The following is an 18,274-nucleotide window of genomic DNA, read 5'->3' on the forward strand; positions in this document are numbered from 1 at the left end:
CGATGCTTGTGCTGTTTGTCGCTCTCGCGGTTTTCGTGGCCTGGAGCTGGTTGAGTTATCCGGCGATCGGCCATTGGCTGTATGACCTGAGCACGGCGCTCGAGGCCAGGTTGTACAAGTTGCACAAGATCGAAGTGCCGATTGCCGAAATGACGGTCTCGACCTGGCAAGGTGGGCCTTATGAAGCCGCCAGCGCGATCCTGATGCTGCACGGCTACAGCGCCGAGAAAAATCTGTGGCTGCGCTTCGCCAGGCACTTTGTCCGCCAGTACCGGGTGATCATTCCGGACATCGCCGGCCACGGTGAAACCGGCTTCAAGGCCGGTGGCGGCTATGACATTGCGCTGCAGGCCAAGCGCATGATCCAGCTGCTCGACGTGTGCGGTGTGGAGAAAGTCCACGTGATCGGCAACTCGATGGGCGGCTACATCGCAGCGTGGCTGGCGGCAACCTACCCGGACCGGATTGCCTCACTGGCACTGATCGACCCGGCCGGCGTCACCGCACCGCAGGCCAGCGACATGGAACGCCATCTGGCCCGTGGACATAACCCGTTCCTGATCAACTCCCGGGAAGAATTCCGCCAGTTTTATGCGATGACCATGGCCTCGCCACCGTGGGTACCCGGGCTGGTGCTGGACGCCATCGCCCAACGTTACCAACGCCAGCGTGATGAGTTGGAAGAGATCTTCCGCGACTTTCGCGCCAGCCCGCCGATGGAACCGAAACTGGCCGAGATCAAATGCCCGGCGCTGCTGTTGTGGGGGCGCAAGGACCGTTTGATCGACGTCAGCAGCGTGCCGGTGTGGAGCAAGGGCATCGCCAATCTGCGGGTCGAAGTGTGGGACGGTGTCGGGCACATGCCGATGGTCGAACAACCGGGGAATACTGCGCGGTTGTATCGGGAGTTTCTGGGCGATCAGCGATGAATCCCACAACTATCCTTGTAGTGAGGGGATTTATTGTGGTGAGGGGATTCATCCCCGATGGGTTGCAGAGCAGCCCCGGTTCCAGCACCAAGCTGAATCAGACACACCGCATGTTCTGGGTTGGGCTGCTGCGCAGCCAGTCGGGGATAAATCCCCTCACCACAGGTAATCCCGTCCGCCAATGGAATTGGAATGAACATTCTCTACGACGAACGCCTCGACGGCCCGCTACCGGAAGTGAACAAGGCTGAGCTGCTGAAAACCCTGCAGCACGCCCTCCCGGATCTCGACCTTCTGTGGCGCGAAGACGAACTCAAGCCGTACGAATGCGATGGCCTGTCGGCCTATCGCACCACACCGATGCTGGTGGCGCTGCCTCGGCGACTCGATCAGGTACAAACCCTGCTCAGGCTCTGCCATCAACACCACGTGCCGGTGGTGGCCCGTGGCGCCGGCACCGGGTTGTCGGGCGGCGCGCTGCCGCTGGAAAGCGGCCTGTTGCTGGTGATGGCGCGGTTCAACAACATCCTGCACATCGACCCGGCGGCCCGCACCGCAAGGGTTCAACCCGGGGTGCGCAACCTGGCGATATCCCAGGCGGCGGCGCCGTTCGGCCTGTATTACGCGCCGGATCCGTCGTCGCAGATTGCCTGTTCGATCGGCGGCAACGTCGCGGAAAATGCCGGTGGCGTGCATTGCCTCAAGTACGGTCTGACCGTACACAACCTGCTGAAGATCGAAGTGCTGACCATCGAAGGCGAACGCCTGACGCTGGGCAGCGAGGCCCTCGATGCGCCGGGCTTCGATTTGCTGGCGCTGTTCACCGGCTCCGAGGGTTTGCTCGGGATCATCACCGAAGTCACGGTCAAACTGCTGCCCAGACCGCAGGTCGCCAAGGTGCTGCTGGGCAGCTTCGATTCGGTGGAAAAGGCTGGCCGCGCGGTGGCCGACATTATCGCTGCGGGGATTATTCCCGGTGGCCTGGAGATGATGGACAACCTGGCGATCCGCGCCGCCGAAGACTTCATTCACGCCGGTTACCCGGTCGCTGCCGAAGCGATTCTGCTGTGCGAACTCGATGGCGTCGAAGCCGATGTCCATGACGATTGCCTGCGGGTGCGCGAGGTCATGCTGCAGGCCGGCGCCAGCGAAGTGCGCCAGGCCCGCGATGAAGCCGAGCGCGTGCGCTTCTGGGCCGGGCGCAAAAACGCCTTTCCGGCGATCGGCCGCTTGTCCCCGGACTACTACTGCATGGACGGCACCATCCCGCGTCGCGAATTGCCCGGCGTGCTGCAAAGCATCGCGCGCCTCGGCGCCGAATACGGCTTGCGCGTGGCCAATGTGTTCCATGCCGGTGACGGCAACATGCACCCGCTGATCCTGTTCGACGCCAACCAGCCCGGCGAACTGCAGCGCGCGGAGGCGTTGGGCGGGAAAATTCTCGAATTGTGCGTGCACGTCGGCGGCAGCATCACCGGTGAACACGGGGTCGGCCGCGAGAAAATCAATCAGATGTGTGCGCAGTTCAACAGCGCTGAGCTGAGCCTGTTCCACGCGGTCAAAGCCGCGTTCGACCCGCAAGGCCTGCTCAACCCCGGCAAGAACATCCCGACCCTGCACCGTTGCGCGGAATTCGGTGCGATGCACATTCATGCCGGACAATTGCCATTCCCCGAACTGGAGCGCTTCTGATGGCTGACGTCGACGCCAGCGGCGCCCTGCTGGATCAGGTCAACCAGGCCCGGGCCAACGCCACGCCGCTGAAAATCCAGGGTGGCAACAGCAAGGCGTTTCTGGGGCGCGAGGTGGCCGGCGAAGTGCTCGACACTCGCGCGCACTGCGGCATCGTGCGCTATGAACCGACCGAGCTGGTGGTCAGCGTGCGCGCCGGTACGCCGCTGCGCGAGTTGCTCGCGGCGCTCGACGCAGCCGGGCAGATGCTGCCGTGCGAACCGCCGGCCTTCGGTGACAGTGCCACCGTCGGCGGGATGATCGCCAGCGGACTGTCCGGGCCACGGCGGCCATGGTCAGGTTCGGTGCGCGACTTCGTCCTCGGTACCCGGGTCATCACAGGCCTTGGCGAGCACCTGCGGTTCGGTGGCGAGGTCATGAAAAACGTTGCCGGCTACGACCTGTCGCGCTTGTTGACTGGCAGTTTCGGCTGTCTCGGCGTGCTCACCGAGGTCTCGCTGAAAGTCCTGCCGAAACCGCGTCAATGCCTGAGCATCCGCCTCGATATCGACTGCACCCGAGCGCTGACCAGGCTGGCCGAATGGGGCCAGCAACCGTTGCCGATCAGCGGCGCCTGCCATGACGGGCAAAGCCTGTACCTGCGCCTGGAGGGCGGCGAAGGCTCGGTGACCGCCGCGCATCAACGACTCGGCGGCGAGCCGCTGGACTCGGTGTTCTGGCGCGACTTGAACGAGCAACGCCTGAGCTTTTTCGACGAGGGCCTGCCGCTGTGGCGCCTGTCGCTGCCGAACAATCTCGGGCCGCAAGACTTGCCCGGCCAGCAGTTGATCGACTGGGCCGGCGCGCAACGCTGGCTGAAGTCCGATCACGAGCACGTTCAGATTCTCGCTCGGGAACTCGGTGGCCATGCCACCTGCTTCACCCATGGCGCCAGCGACACACCGTTCCAGCCGCTGCCGCGCACGTTGATGCGTTATCACCGGCAACTCAAGGCGCAACTCGATCCGCAAGGACTGTTCAACCCCGGCCGGATGTACGCGGAGTTCTAGCCATGCAGACCACCCTCAGCGAACAATCCCGACAACTGCCGCGTGCGGCCGAGGCGGAAAAGATTCTGCGCACCTGCGTGCATTGCGGTTTTTGCAACGCCACCTGCCCGACCTATCAGTTGCTCGGTGATGAGCTCGATGGGCCACGCGGACGCATCTATCTGATCAAGCAAGTGCTCGAAGGGGCGCCGGCCACCGAGCAGACTCAGTTGCATCTGGATCGCTGCCTGTCCTGCCGTAATTGCGAAACCACCTGCCCCTCTGGTGTTGACTATCACAACCTGTTGGATATCGGTCGGGCGGTGGTCGATCAGGCCGTGCCCCGCCCTGCCGCCCAGCGCTTGTTGCGCGAGGGCTTGCGTGCACTGGCGCCGAATCCGGGCGTATTCAAGGGCCTGCTGCGGGTAGGCACGACGTTCCGGCCGCTGTTACCGCGCATCCTCGAAAGCAAATTGCCGCAACGCGCCCCAGTGCCCGGCTCACGCCCCGCCCCACGCCATGCGCGGCGGGTGTTGCTGCTCGAAGGCTGCGTGCAACCAGGCCTGTCGCCGAACACCAATGATGCGACGGCGCGGGTGCTCGATCGACTAGGGATCAGCGTCACGCCGGTGGCCGAGGCCGGTTGCTGCGGCGCGCTGGACTATCACCTCGACGCCCAGGCCAAAGGCCTCGACCGCGCGCGGCAAAACATCGACGCGTGGTGGCCACAGCTGGAAAACGGCGCGGAAGCCATCGTGCAGACGGCCAGCGGTTGCGGCGCGTTCATCAAGGATTACGGGCATCTGCTGGCGCAGGATCCGCGCTACGCCGACAAGGCGCGGCAGATCAGTGAGCGAACGCTGGATCTGGTGCAACTGCTCGCTCAGGAACCTCTGGAGCAAGTGTGCGCCGCCCGCCAGCGGCGGATCGCCGTGCATTGCCCCTGCACACTGCAACATGCGCTGAAACTCGGCGGCGCAGTCGAAGCGCTGCTGACCCGCCTCGGGTTCAATCTCACACCCGTGCCGGACGGTCACCTGTGTTGCGGTTCGGCCGGCACTTATTCGCTGACGCAACCGACCCTCGCCCGGCAATTGCGCGATAACCGCCTCAATGCGCTGGAAAGCGGGCGCCCGGAGCTGATCGTCACGTCCAACGTCGGCTGCCAGAATCATCTGGCCGGCGCCGGACGTACGCAGATTTTGCACTGGATCGAACTGGTGGATCAGTCGTTGGCAGAATGAAGTTCGTAGGATTCTTCGTTTGCCGCCGTCGGCGAAGGCTGCGATCTTTTCCTCCATCCTTTACGTGACCGTGGCAGGAATTTTTTTCATGACCGTGCAGCCTTTCGTCAGCCCCGACCTGATCCGCCAACGCTTTTCCAAAGCGATGTCCGACATGTACCGCGAAGAAGTGCCGTTGTACGGCGCGCTGATGGAATTGGTGGAACAGACCAACCGTGAAGTGCTGGCCGCTCAGCCAGACCTCGCACGGCAGCTCGACAGCACTGGTGAAATCGGGCGCCTGGACATGGAGCGCCACGGCGCGATCCGCGTTGGCACAGCCAAAGAACTGGCGACCCTAGCGCGTTTGTTCGCGGTGATGGGCATGCAACCGGTGGGCTACTACGACCTGACCCCGGCAGGTGTGCCGGTGCACTCCACGGCGTTTCGCGCGGTGCATGAAGCGGCGCTGCAGGTCAGTCCGTTTCGGGTGTTCACCTCATTACTGCGCCTTGAGTTGATCGAGGATCCCGAACTGCGGGCGTTTGCCGAATCGGTGCTGAATCAGCGTTCGATCTTCACCCCTGCGGCATTGCATCTGATCGAGCGGGCGGAGTCCGTCGGCGGGCTGAATGAGGATGAAGCCAGGGAATTCGTCCTGCAGGCACTGGAAACCTTTCGCTGGCATCACAGCGCCACCGTCACCGCTGCGCAGTACCAGACCCTCAGCGCCCAGCACCGTCTGATCGCCGATGTGGTGGCGTTCAAAGGCCCGCACATCAATCACCTGACCCCACGCACGCTGGACATCGATATCGTCCAGGCGCAGATGCCGGTGCACGGCATCACCCCGAAAGCGGTGATCGAAGGCCCGCCACGCCGCAAGTGCCCGATCCTGTTGCGCCAGACCAGTTTCAAGGCGCTGGACGAGCCGATCGCTTTCACCGATCAGCACGAGACTCGCGGTAGCCACAGCGCGCGTTTCGGCGAAATCGAACAACGCGGTGCGGCGCTGACGCCCAAAGGCCGAGCGCTGTATGACCGCTTGCTGAATGCCGCGCGCGATGAACTGGGCGATTTCCCTAACGAAGGTAACGCCGCACGTTACAACACGCTGATGACCCGACACTTTGGCGAATTTCCTGACAGCGTCGACGGCATGCGTGAACAGGAGCTGGCGTATTTTCGCTATTTCCCCACGGAAAAAGGCTTGGCAGCGGGCAGCCTCAAATCGACATCGCTGGAGGATTTGCTCCGCGAAGGCCATGTGAAAGCTGAACCGTTGGTGTACGAAGATTTTCTGCCAGTGAGTGCGGCGGGGATTTTTCAGTCGAACCTTGGGGATGCTGCGCAGACACACTATGGCGAACACTCGAACCGCCAGGCGTTCGAACAGGCGCTGGGGCGTGCAACCATTGATGAATTGGGGTTGTATGCCGAGACACAGCGGCGCTCGATTGAGGAGTGTCTGGCAGCGCTTTCGCGCTGAAAGATCAAAAGATCGCAGCCTGCGGCAGCTCCTACAGATGGAATGTGTTTCCCCCTGTAGGAGCTGCCGCAGGCTGCGATCTTTTGCTTTTGCTTCTAGCGCAAGCGTGACAACAGCGCGAACGCTGTCTCTTCCGACGACGCCGGATTCTGCCCGGTCAACAACAGCCCGTCCTCACGGGTGTAGCTCGACCAGTCCGCGCCCTTGGAGAAAATCCCGCCCTTGGCCTTGAGCTCATCCTCCACCAGAAATGGCACCACATTGGTCAGCCCTACCGCCTCCTCTTCACTGTTGGTAAAGCCTGTCACCTGCTTACCCTTGACCAATGGCTGACCGTCCGCACCTTTGACATGTCGCAGCACACCGGGCGCATGACACACCGCCGCCACCGGTTTGCCACTGTTGTAAAACGCTTCGATCAGCGCAATCGAATGGCGGTCTTCAGCCAGGTCCCACAACGGGCCGTGGCCGCCGGGATAGAACACGGCATCGAAATCCGCAGCCTTTACCGTGTCCAGCTTGACTGTCGACGACAATGCCGACTGGGCGGCAGAATCCTTGCGAAAGCGCTCGGTTGCGGCGGTCTGTGCGTCCGGTTCGTCACTCTTCGGGTCCAGCGGTGGCTGGCCGCCCTTGGGCGAGGCCAGCGTCAGTTGCGCGCCGGCATCCTTGAACACGTAATACGGCGCGGCGAATTCTTCCAGCCAGAAGCCGGTTTTCTTGCCGGTATCACCCAGTTGATCGTGGGACGTTAAAACCATCAGGATTTTCATGTCGTTCTCACTCGCGGTGGGGAATGTTCAGACGCCTGCGGCGCAGTCGTGAGTGATTGACCGTCGCGCTGGGCGGATCGTTTCAAACGCTCGACGCTGGCACTTGGCCTTACTGCGCAACTTCTTGCGCACTTGTCCGGCAAAAAACGTGACTTATCGCGCTACAGACCTTGATCGGAGAGGCTTACAGCCGAGTGCGCAACTTTTTGCGCAGTACTGCGCAAGAAGTTGCGCACTTTCCATCTCGATTCAATAAAAAACATCGGCAAAACCGCAGACTACAGCCGCTTCACCCCCGGCTGCCGGGCCTTCAACAAACCTGGCACGCTCCTTGATAACAGTCAGGCACCCACCGGGCGATTTCGCCTCCCGGGCACCCTAAATTTATCCGCAAGGAGAGCACCCCATGGCAACACCAGCGTACATGTCGGTTACCGGCGAAAAACAAGGCCTGATCACTGCCGGCGCCTTCACCGCCGACTCCGTTGGCAACACCTACCAGGAAGGCCACGAAGACCAGGTCATGGTTCAGGCTTTCAGCCACGACGTGATCATCCCGCGTGACCCACAATCCGGTCAGCCAACCGGTCAGCGCGTTCACAAGCCAGTGATCATCACCAAGGTCTACGACAAGGCTTCGCCTCTGCTGCAAGCTGCTCTGACCTCCGGCGAGCGCATGAGCGAAATCGTTATCCAGTGGTACCGTACTTCTGCTCAAGGTACTCAAGAGCACTACTACACCACCAAACTGGAAGACGCGATCATCGTCGCCATCAACAACAAAATGCACAACTGCCAGGATCCAGGCAACTCGCACTTCACCCACCTGGAAGAAGTGCAGTTCACCTACCGCAAAATCACCTGGACCCACGAAGTATCCGGTACTTCGGGTTCCGATGACTGGCGTGCTCCAGTCGTTTAATTACGGCTGATCGTTACAAGCATCGACCAGCCCTGCTGGTCGATGTTGTTTACGCCCCTCCAGAATTTCGCGTGCGTTGAACCGCCTGGCGGTAGTCGACGAACGCCGCTGTACAGCACGAGGAACAAGGGATGTTCGCGCCGGCCAATGAAACCCACTTTGCCCTGACCATCGAAGGGCTCTCCGCCGATTTTCAGGTATTCACCCTGACCGGCCGGGAAGCCATCAGCCAGCCTTTTGTGTTCGAGGTGGAGCTGGTCAGTGAGCAGCCGTCGCTGGACCTCGAAACCCTGCTGCACAAACCGGCTTTCCTGCAGCTGTCGCCCGATGGCAGCGGCATTCACGGCCAGATCTATCGCGCCGCGCAAGGCGATTCCGGCAAGCGCCTGACCCGTTATTCGGTGACCCTGCGCCCGCAATTGTCGTACCTGGCCCATCGCGTCAATCAACGCATCTTCCAGAACCTCACGGTGCCGAAAATCATCGGCATGGTTCTCGAAGAACACGGCATCCAGAGCAACGCCTACGAATTCAAGACCGGTTCGATCTATCCCGAGCGCATCTACTGCGTGCAATACGATGAATCGGACCTGCACTTCATCCAGCGCCTGTGCGAGGAAGAAGGTATCCACTACCACTTCCAGCACAGCGCCACGGCGCACAAACTGGTGTTCGGTGATGACCAGACGGTGTTCCCGAAACTCCAGCCTGTGGCCTACCAGCAAGACTCCGGCATGGTCGCCAGCAATCCGGTGATCAAACGTTTCGACCTGCGCTTGGAAACCCGCACCAGCCGCACCACGCGCCGCGATTACGACTTCGAAAAACCGCGCCTGACGCTGGAAAGCGAGAACCGTGGCGACGCCCTGCCCGACCTCGAAGACTACGACTACCCGGGCCGGTTCATCGACCGCGAGCGCGGCAAACACCTGGCCAAACGCGCCCTCGAACGCCACCGCAGCGACTTCCAGCTCGCCGAAGGCAAGAGCGATCAGCCGCTGCTGGTCAGCGGCCATTTCCTCGCCCTGACCGAGCACCCAAAGGCCAAATGGAATGACCTGTGGCTGCTGACCGAAGTGCTGCACGAAGGCAAACAGCCGCAAGTACTCGAAGAGTCGGTGACCAGCGACACCACCACGCTGAAAGACGATTTCCATCAGGGCTATCGCAACCGCTTCCAGGCGACCCCGTGGGACGTGCCGAACCGCCCGCCCCTACGCCACCCGAAACCGCGCATCCTCGGCAGCCAGAGCGCCGTGGTCACCGGCCCCAAAGGTGAAGAGATTCACTGCGACGAGTACGGCCGGGTCAAAGTCCAGTTCCACTGGGACCGCGAAGGCCAGGCCGACGACAAGACCAGTTGCTGGCTGCGCGTCTCCAGCGCCTGGGCCGGCGCCCAGTACGGCGGCATCGCCATCCCGCGCATCGGCATGGAAGTGCTGGTCACCTTCCTTGAAGGCGACCCCGATCAACCGCTGATCAGCGGCTGCCTGTACCACAAGGAAAACACCGTCCCCTACCCGCTGCCGGCGAACAAGACCCGCAGCACCTTCAAGACCCTGAGTTCCATGGGCGGTGGCGGCTACAACGAACTGCGCATCGAAGACAAGAAAGGTCAGGAGCAGATCTTCCTCCACGCCCAGCGCGACTGGGATGAGAACATCGAGCACGACCAGAAGATCCGCGTCGGCAACGAACGCCACGACACTGTCGAGCAGAACAGCTACACAGAATTCAAGGCCGAAGAACACCACACCGTCTACGAAGACCGCAAAGTCGAAGCCCGCGCCAACGACCACCTGACCGTTGGCGTGAACCAGCACATCAAGATCGGCACCGGCCAGTTCATTGATGCAGGCCAGGAAATCCACCTGAGCAGCGGCATGAAAGTCGTGCTCGAAGCCGGCGCCGAATTGACCCTGGTCGGCGGCGGCAGCTTCATCAAGATCGACGCCGGCGGCGTAACCATGAGCGGCCCGACGATCAACATCAACTCCGGCGGCAGCCCCGGCAGCGGCACTGGCGCCGCCCCGCTGATGCCCGGCGTGCTGAAACAGGCCGACGCCGACAAGGCCGGCCAGGTCCTGACCCCGGCCCAGATCAACACCCTCAAACGCAACGCGCCGTTCTGCGAAGAATGCGAAAAATGCAAGGCAGGTGCCTGTGCCATCTGATCGACTGACACCCAAAGACTGGCTGGCACAACAGCCGCTGCAGAGCGGTGAACGCCTGTACCTGATCATCAGCGCAGCGAGCGATGCCGACGCGCTGAAAACCCTGTACCTGACCGAACCCACCGCCCAGCTCCTGCCAATCTGGGGCGGCACGCCCTACTCCACCTGGCAACCGGTGATGCCCTACGTCACCGAGCTCAAACCGAACTCGGCATTCCTGCCGTGGATCGCCGAAACCGACGCCCTCGACTGGGGCTGGCTGGCCGTCTCACGCGCCGAACCGAACGACGTGTTCGAGCACCTGCGCAGCCTGACACAGGTGAAGATGCCGGACGGGACTGAGGTGTTTTTCCGCTTTTGGGATGGGCGGCACATCTACCCGATTTTGAAGGGGCTTGGGGAGAAGGCTGGGGAAGTACTGCCGGTGTTTGAACGGTATCTGATTAACGGGCAGACGCTGGAGGTTGGGACGCGGGTGTTGCCGAAGGTGAAGGATTGGCCGTGGTGGGAGGTGCCGAAGGAGTTGCTGGATGGCTTAGCCAAGGAGAACCCGACGACACTGATCAGCAACCTGATGCAGTGGCTGGAAGAAGACCGCCCGGATGTTTACAACGCCTGGCCTGAGAACAACCTGAAGCTGAAAGTCAGCCGTTTCGTGCGCCGCCCGGATGCGCCGAAAAACCTTAAAGAAGCACTGTTAAACCACCTGATTCTGGAGCAAGGCTGATGATCGCAAAGGAACGCATTGCCTTCGTTGACAACCAACTGAAGAACTTCAAAAACAGCCTGACGATTTACCAGAAGCAAACCCATTCCTGGTATGCAAGTCTGGCTGATGAAGTCAGCCATAAAACCAATAAACCCTCCCTGTTGGGAATGGAGCGAATCCTCAAAGCAGGCGGATCATCGACTGCGGTAAGCATGACTGATGACAATTTCAGTGTTGTGGCTCAATGCCCATTGAAAGGTCCTTTGCTAATCGAGAGCAAGTTCGAATCGCTTTACGACATTCCTCTGGGCGATATCGAAGTTGAGGTCGTTGCAGTGGATGGCGGCGCTATCCACAAAGTCAAACTCGATGCTAAAGGTAAAGGTAGTTGGTCAGGTGGTGTACCGGGAAAAAATTACATCATCCGCGTTCACAACGAAGTGACACCTGCGCAGATCGATACGCTGTTCGACTCATACAAGGGACTTAACAGCGAACTCGAAGGTTTTCTGCGCAACAAATGGACGGGGCCTGGGGGATATCGGCAGCAATGGTCGAGCCTTTCTCTTTCAGGTACGGTCATGGCCGTCGGTAGCGGCATCCTTGACGGTGGATGGGAGGCAATTAAAGGCGTTTGGGATGGAATCAAACTTGTCCTCGATATCCTTCAGGATCCTGGCAAATTTGGAAAAAAATTAGGCGAAGGTGCGCAAGAGCTAATTGATGTAGCAAAAACCGCCCCTGATGTCATGAAAAAAGCCATGCTTTTAGCCAGTGACGAAGCAGCGCTTTTTCTCATGATGCACACTGCGATTATCTGGCTGGCCAGCTTGCCACCGATGAAAACCGCAGGCGATGCCGCAAAGATGACTACAGCGGCTGTCGTGGGTATTGCCATCGACATCGTCATTTCCATCGTTTTGACAGTGGCAGCCGAAGGCACGGGGCTGATTTATCTCGTCGCACGAATCAAGAAATACGGAGAAATCGTCCTTAAAGCCGTTGTTAATTTTGTTAAGTCAATCTTTGAAATTATTAAAGGCTTCATGGCATACGTTACCAAGTATGTTCCAGTGGCCGCGCGCGGTATTGGAAGGCAAGTTAAACAAGGCGTAGTGCAAGTTCGATTCGATGGTAAGACAAACGCTCGCCTAGGTACTGGGGCGCACGGGGACGATGCTTCAAGACAAGCCACGACGCCCGCCAACAAAAGCGCGGAGCCCGTGTCTTGCACACGAGTCGACAAATGCCCGGTTTCGATGGTTACCGGTGAAGAGTTGCTGACGCTGACCGATGGTCAACTGGATGGTCTGCTGCCGTTTGAGTGGACCCGCCTGTACAGAACCAGTGCAGTGGAAATCGATTGTGGCCTGGGTTATGGCTGGAGCCATGCGCTGGCGCATCGCCTCGAGATCAGTGACGACGAAGTCATCTGGACCGACCACGAAAACCGCGCAACGCCCTTCCCTCTCCCAACAGAAAAACGTCCAGCAATCACCAACACTCTCTCACGAGCCGCCATTTTTCTCGGTGACGATCCCGCCGAACTGGTTCTGGCACAGGCAGGCAAACGCCCATCGTTCTACCACTTCCGCTTCAACAGCAAAGGCGCCACCCTGATCGCCATCAGCGACAGCTATGGCAATCGGCTGCACGTCACGCGCGATATCCACGGTCGAATCAAGCGCCTCGATAACGGTGCCGGTCGCGCCCTGCTGCTGCGCTATGACCGCAAACACATTATCGCTGTGGACTATCAACAGTTCCTGCCGGCGGACAACCTGGAAGATACCTGGAACACCGTTCAAACGCTGGTGACGTACAGCTATGACGCACAGCACCGTCTGATCGAAGCGAAGAACGCGGCCGGCGAAGCCGAGCGCTATCGCTACAACGAACAGCACGTGATTCTGGAGCGGCAACTGGCGGGCGGCGCGGCCTTCTATTGGGAGTGGGAGAACGAAGGCAAACTGTCTCGCTGCATCCGTCACTGGGCCAACTTCTCGCAGATGGAAGCGCATTACGCCTGGGACGATAAAGGCAGCGTAACGGTAACCAACGCCGACGGCAGCGAAGAGGTCTACACCCACGACGACCAGGCGCGACTGATCAGCAAGGTCGACCCGGACGGCGCCGAACACCTCAAGGCCTATAACGACAAAGGTCAGTTGATCGCGGAAAAGGATCCTTTGGGTGCCGTCACCGAATACCGGTACGACGACAACGGACTGATGACTGCCGTCATCCCGCCGGAAGACGAAGCGACCACGTATGAATACATCAATGGTTTCGTCAGCGATGTTCATCGCGGCAAAGCCAGCTGGAAGTACCAACGCAACCGTCAGGGCGACATCACCCAGCAAATCGACCCGAACGGCAATGCCACGCTATACAGCTACGATGCCCAGGGTCGCCTGCTGGAGATCCGCCACCCCGATGGCAGCCGCCATCAACTCGGTTGGAACAACCTCGGGCAGTTACTGGAAGAACGCCTGCCGGACGGCGGTCAACGCAAGTATCGCTACGACGCACTGGGTCGGCAGATTACCCGCCAGGAAGAATCCGGCGCCATCACCCACTACCAATGGGATGCGGCCAACCGCCTGGCACAAGTCACGCTGCCGGGCGGCGCAACACGTGCCTTCACCTACAACGCCTATGGCAACGTCACCGCCGAACGCGACGAACTCGGTCGCGTCACGCGATATGAGTATGCGGAAAACTTGCACCTGGTCAGCCGCCGCATCAATCCGGACGGCAGCCAACTGCGCTATCGCTACGACAACTCGCGTCTGCTGCTCACCGACATCGAAAACGAGCGCGGCGAACATTACCATCTCGATTACTACTCGAACGGCCTGATCCAACAGGAAACCGGCTTCGACGGTCGCCGCACGGCCTACGAATACGACCTCAACGGCCAGTTGCTGAAGAAAACCGAATTCGGTGATGACGGCAGCGAACTCGTTACCGAGTATCAACGCGACGCCGCTGGCCGTCTGCTGGTAAAAACCCTCGCCGATGGCGAGGAGATTCACTACAGCTACGACGCTCTCGGCCGCCTGGTAAACGTCGACGACGGCCACTGGCCGCTCGCCTATGAATACGACGTGCAGGATCGCCTGATCACCGAACACCAGGGCTGGGGCTCCACGCGTTACGAATACGACAGCGTTGGCCAACTGAGTCACTGCCGCCTCCCTGACGGCAGCACACTCGACTACCGTCACCTGTCCGGCGGACGCCTGAGCAGCATCGACCTCAACGGCTCACGTCTGACCGATCACCAGTTCAGCGCCGGTCGTGAACAACAGCGCCAGCAAGGCCTGTTGCTCAGCCAGTACCAGTACGACGAACAAGGCCGCCTGCAAGCACACACCGTCGGCCAGCGTGATAAAAACCTGTTCCAGCGTCGCTACAACTACGACGCCAACGGCAACCTCGCCGGTATCGATGACAGCCGCAAGGGCAATCGCAGCTATCACTACGATCCGCTTGATCGGCTCATTAGCGTACGCGGCACGACACCGGAAAGCTTCGCCCACGACCCGGCGGATAACCTGCTCGGTCAGAACAACGAAGGCACAGCCAACCTCGCCAACGTCAAAGGCAACCGTCTGCTGATGCAAGGCGACCGCCATTACGACTACGATGCCTACGGCAACCTGATCCGCGAACGCCGTGGTACCGGCCAGAAACTCGTCACCGAATACCGCTACGACTGCCAGCACCGCCTAATCGGCGTAAGCCTGCCGGGTGGGAGCACCGCGTCCTACAAATACGACGCTTTCGGCCGACGCATCGAAAAAACCGTTGATGGCCACACTACCGAGTTCTTGTGGCAAGGCGAACGACTGATCGCGGAAAGCGCCGACAACCGCTACCGCAGCTACATCTATGAGCCCGGTAGCTTCCGTCCATTGGCGATGCTCGATGGCGAAGGTCCGCGCAAAGCCACGCCGTTTTACTACCAACTCGATCATCTGGGCACGCCGCAGGAACTCACCGACTACAGTGGCGAGATCATGTGGTCAGCGAAGTACCGCGCCTACGGTAACCTCGCTGCGCTGGACGTCAGCGAGATCGATAATCCGCTGCGCTTCCAGGGTCAGTATTTCGACGCCGAGACGGGGTTACATTACAACCGGCACCGCTACTACAATCCGGGCACTGGGCGGTTTTTGACGCCTGATCCGATCAAGCTTGCCGGCGGGTTGAATAGCTACCAGTACGTGCCTAATCCTACGGGGTGGGTGGATCCGTTGGGGTTAGCAAGTAAAGAGTGTGATGAGCCAGAAGCCTATGACAACTCAGCTCATAACGCCGCCAAATACGAAGCCATGAAACGTGACCTTAGAACGACTGAGGCTGCCAACCCCTTAGTCGAAAGTTTGCGAGCCACTGGTGATCTTCCCCCAAACTACGTTACTAAAGCTCAGGCAACACAAAGCGGATGGAAAAAAGGTAAAGCAGTCAACAATAGCGTTCCTGGTGGGCAGCTAGGCGGGGATGTTTTCTATAATGATACAAACGTACTTCCATCAGCCCCTGGCCGAACCTGGTATGAAGCTGACGTCGGTCTCAACAATACGATGTCTCGAAGCAATCAGCCTGGAACCAGATTGCTCTACTCAGATGACGGACTACTTTACATCACTAGCGATCACTACGAAACTGTCACCCCTATTGGAAAGTGGAAGTAAATCAACATGATAATTGAGCTTGATGGATTATCCATCACATCCGAGCAAGAATTCCATAAGCGAATAGCATCTGCTTTTTCCGTCACCCAATATTATGGAAACAACCTCAATGCTCTTTGGGACCTGCTCAGCACCGACGTAGAACGTCCAGTTGAGTTAATTTGGACGAACTCAAAACATTCAGAAGAACGAATGGGTGATGCATATAAAAAAATCTTAACCATTCTTGACCGAGTAAAAAGTCAAGATGAAAGCTTTGGACTAGATGAGAAATTCAGCTACCAACTGAAATAGAGAAAGCAAACCATGAAAAAAATTGGCAGTTTTGTCTTCTATCGCTGAAAAACAAACTGCCTTTTTTCCGATTAATGGCGAACAACAAAGGACAACCTGAATCACTCATTTAGCATTACTAAATACAGCGGCACGTTTTGGCGTCGAGGGCACCTGCAACAAAGGCGACAGATTTATTATTAGGGCAAAAGGACGGGCAAAAGGGGATGGTTTTATTTTCCAGCCTGCCACTTTTCAATCAATATAGATTGAAACCCCTCCATTTGCGAAACGTCGACGACGGCCACTGGCCGCTCGCCTACAAGTACGACCTGCAAGACCGCCTCATCGAGGAACACCAAGGCTGGGGCACCCTGCGCTACGAGTACGACAGCGTCGGCCAGCTGAGCCATTGTCGCCTACCCGATGGCAGCACACTCGACTACCGCCACCTGTCCGGCGGACGCCTGAGCAACATCGATCTCAACGGCTCACGCCTGACCAACCATCAGTTCAGCGCCGGTCGCGAACAACAGCGCCAGCAAGGCCTGCTGCTCAGCCAATACCAGTACGACGAACAGGGCCGCCTGCAAGCGCATACAGTCGGCCAGCGAGACAAGAACCTGTTCCAGCGTCGCTACAACTACGACGCCAACGGCAACCTCGCCGGTATCGACGATAGTCGCAAAGGCAAGCGCAGCTACCATTACGACCCGCTCGACCGACTCATCAGCGTGCGCGGCGCCACACCGGAAAGCTTCGCCCATGATCCGGCGGGTAACCTGCTGGGTCAGAACAACGAAGGCACAGCGAACCTGGCCAACGTCAAAGGCAACCGCCTGCTGATGCAGGGTGATCGCCACTACGACTACGATGCCTACGGCAACCTGATCCGCGAACGCCGTGGTACCGGCCAGAAACTCGTCACCGAATACCGCTACGACTGCCAGCACCGCCTAATCGGCGTAAGCCTGCCGGGCGGCAGTACCGCATCCTACAAATACGACGCCTTCGGCCGACGCATCGAAAAAACCGTCGACGGTCACACCACGGAATTCCTGTGGCAAGGCGAACGTCTGATCGCTGAAAGCGCCGAAAACCGCTACCGCAGCTACATCTATGAGCCCGGCAGCTTCCGCCCACTGGCGATGCTCAATGGCGAAGGCCCGCGCAAAGCCACGCCGTTTTACTACCAACTCGATCATCTGGGCACACCGCAGGAACTCACCGACTACAGTGGCGAGATCATGTGGTCGGCCAAGTACCGCGCCTACGGTAACCTCGCGGCGCTGGACGTCAGCGAGATCGATAACCCGCTGCGCTTCCAGGGTCAGTATTTCGACGCCGAGACGGGGTTACATTACAACCGGCACCGCTACTACAATCCGGGCACTGGACGGTTTTTGACGCCGGACCCGATCAAGCTTGCGGGCGGGTTGAATAACTACCAGTACGTGCCTAACCCTACTGGGTGGGTAGATCCTCTAGGCTTGGCCAGTGGTCCAACAAATTGCCCACAACCGGTTCCAGGTGGGACATGGAAATTCAATTCAGAGGTTGACCTCGACTGGAGACATACGCCAGGAACGTCGTATCAGCAGATGCATAAAGGATTAGACGAGGCATTTACTCGAACTGGCGTACCAAAAAATGAATTTACAGTTACCAAGTGGGGTAAAGACCAATACGGAAAATCTTATCCTACGGAATGGCGCGTACTAGAGGGCAAAAATAAGGGTGCAGAGGTGAACATCGATGATCCTCGTCTCGTTCCATCCACCGACGGTCCTGCAGACCCTCATGTCGGGTATCAAACGCCTGGCAAACGGGGTACAGGTGGGGCTGTTAGAGGACATATTTTGTTAGAATCCGTGCCTGTATCACGCGCGAGAATTGGAGACCCTCAATGAACTACCTAGAAAAAGAAATAGACTCAACATTGGCAGAGCAGTCCTTAGCGCATGAGAAACTATGCGACGATGAACTGTCTAAATTAATCACCAGGCTAACAACATTATTTTTTTTCCCTGAAACAAAGGGTCTCGACCCTTACCACTTGAAGAACACTCAAAAAAAACACGATCCAGAATTCTGGAAAAAAGTCGACAAGCTCCAAAATTTTGAAAAACCGTTCCTAATAGTTCAAGACAGTAAGATTCATGCTTGGAAGCTAGAAACCTCTGCAGATCTTAAAATGCTATTTTCCGAAACGACTGGGTTTCCATTCTGGATAGCCGACAACAATTTAAAAGTCCTAATCTATATGGATGATCATGACTGCGTTCATACCAGTGATTGCACCCAGTAAATACACCCAACGTCAGGTTACTGGCCAACCGGAAGGGAACAGATTTATCTT

12 protein-coding genes and 1 pseudogene are annotated in these 18,274 nt (G+C 58.7%); 12 read left to right on the plus strand and 1 reads right to left on the minus strand.

All coding sequences use genetic code 11. From position 1 onward, the window contains the following. The first annotated feature begins 2 nt into the window (after window positions 1-2). The 5 genes from HXW87_RS20350 (at window position 3) to HXW87_RS20370 (ending at window position 6,361) form a co-directional block, all read left to right on the plus strand. Window positions 3-929 carry an alpha/beta fold hydrolase gene (locus tag HXW87_RS20350; protein ID WP_239777610.1) on the plus strand — a complete coding sequence of 309 codons (927 nt, stop codon included), beginning with the start codon at window positions 3-5 and terminating at the stop codon, window positions 927-929. Between the two features lie 192 nt (window positions 930-1,121). Next, window positions 1,122-2,621 carry a glycolate oxidase subunit GlcD gene (gene glcD, locus HXW87_RS20355; RefSeq protein WP_239777611.1) on the plus strand — a complete coding sequence of 500 codons (1,500 nt, stop codon included), beginning with the start codon at window positions 1,122-1,124 and terminating at the stop codon, window positions 2,619-2,621. Beyond that, complete coding sequence (gene glcE / locus HXW87_RS20360; protein WP_239777612.1) at window positions 2,621-3,670, plus strand: glycolate oxidase subunit GlcE; 1,050 nt, start codon at window positions 2,621-2,623, stop codon at window positions 3,668-3,670. Before glcD ends, glcE begins: the two co-directional genes overlap by 1 nt. A gap of 2 nt (window positions 3,671-3,672) precedes the next feature. Continuing rightward, a complete protein-coding gene (glcF, locus tag HXW87_RS20365) occupies window positions 3,673-4,893 on the plus strand; it encodes a glycolate oxidase subunit GlcF (protein WP_239777613.1) in 1,221 nt (406 codons plus the stop codon). Window positions 4,894-4,981: 88 nt separating this feature from the next. Continuing rightward, window positions 4,982-6,361: a VOC family protein gene (locus HXW87_RS20370; protein ID WP_239777614.1), complete on the plus strand. Its 1,380-nt coding sequence runs from the start codon at window positions 4,982-4,984 to the stop codon at window positions 6,359-6,361. Window positions 6,362-6,456: 95 nt separating this feature from the next. Here the strand turns inward: HXW87_RS20370 and HXW87_RS20375 are convergent, their stop codons facing one another. Beyond that, entirely contained in the window at window positions 6,457-7,134 is a 678-nt protein-coding gene (locus tag HXW87_RS20375; protein ID WP_003226244.1) for a type 1 glutamine amidotransferase domain-containing protein, read from the minus strand. A gap of 406 nt (window positions 7,135-7,540) precedes the next feature. Here HXW87_RS20375 and HXW87_RS20380 point away from each other — a divergent pair, with 406 nt between their 5' ends. The 7 genes and pseudogenes from HXW87_RS20380 to HXW87_RS20410 all read left to right on the plus strand — a co-directional run bounded on the left by HXW87_RS20380 (window position 7,541) and on the right by HXW87_RS20410 (window position 18,223). Continuing rightward, window positions 7,541-8,056, plus strand: coding sequence for an Hcp family type VI secretion system effector (locus HXW87_RS20380; protein WP_003226246.1), 516 nt, complete (start codon window positions 7,541-7,543; stop codon window positions 8,054-8,056). 131 nt (window positions 8,057-8,187) lie between these two features. After that, the gene (gene tssI, locus HXW87_RS20385; protein ID WP_239777615.1) at window positions 8,188-10,230 is read left to right on the plus strand and encodes a type VI secretion system tip protein TssI/VgrG; all 2,043 of its coding nucleotides are present in this window, start codon (window positions 8,188-8,190) and stop codon (window positions 10,228-10,230) included. Next, on the plus strand, window positions 10,220-10,957 hold the full coding sequence (locus HXW87_RS20390; RefSeq protein WP_239777616.1) for a DUF4123 domain-containing protein: 738 nt from the start codon (window positions 10,220-10,222) through the stop codon (window positions 10,955-10,957). The genes tssI and HXW87_RS20390 overlap by 11 nt, the downstream gene beginning before the upstream one ends. After that, window positions 10,957-15,642 carry an RHS repeat-associated core domain-containing protein gene (locus HXW87_RS20395; protein WP_239777617.1) on the plus strand — a complete coding sequence of 1,562 codons (4,686 nt, stop codon included), beginning with the start codon at window positions 10,957-10,959 and terminating at the stop codon, window positions 15,640-15,642. The genes HXW87_RS20390 and HXW87_RS20395 overlap by 1 nt, the downstream gene beginning before the upstream one ends. A gap of 6 nt (window positions 15,643-15,648) precedes the next feature. Then, complete coding sequence (locus HXW87_RS20400; RefSeq protein ID WP_095668853.1) at window positions 15,649-15,936, plus strand: barstar family protein; 288 nt, start codon at window positions 15,649-15,651, stop codon at window positions 15,934-15,936. 269 nt (window positions 15,937-16,205) lie between these two features. Next, a pseudogene (locus HXW87_RS20405) lies at window positions 16,206-17,825 on the plus strand (polymorphic toxin type 47 domain-containing protein); the annotation flags it as partial. Beyond that, window positions 17,822-18,223, plus strand: a complete 402-nt coding sequence (locus HXW87_RS20410; RefSeq protein ID WP_239777618.1) for a hypothetical protein — start codon at window positions 17,822-17,824, stop codon at window positions 18,221-18,223. The pseudogene HXW87_RS20405 and the gene HXW87_RS20410, both read left to right, overlap by 4 nt. Window positions 18,224-18,274: the final 51 nt, after the last annotated feature.

Source organism: Pseudomonas sp. Y5-11 (genome assembly GCF_022368695.1).
Lineage (GTDB): Bacteria > Pseudomonadota > Gammaproteobacteria > Pseudomonadales > Pseudomonadaceae > Aquipseudomonas > Aquipseudomonas parakoreensis.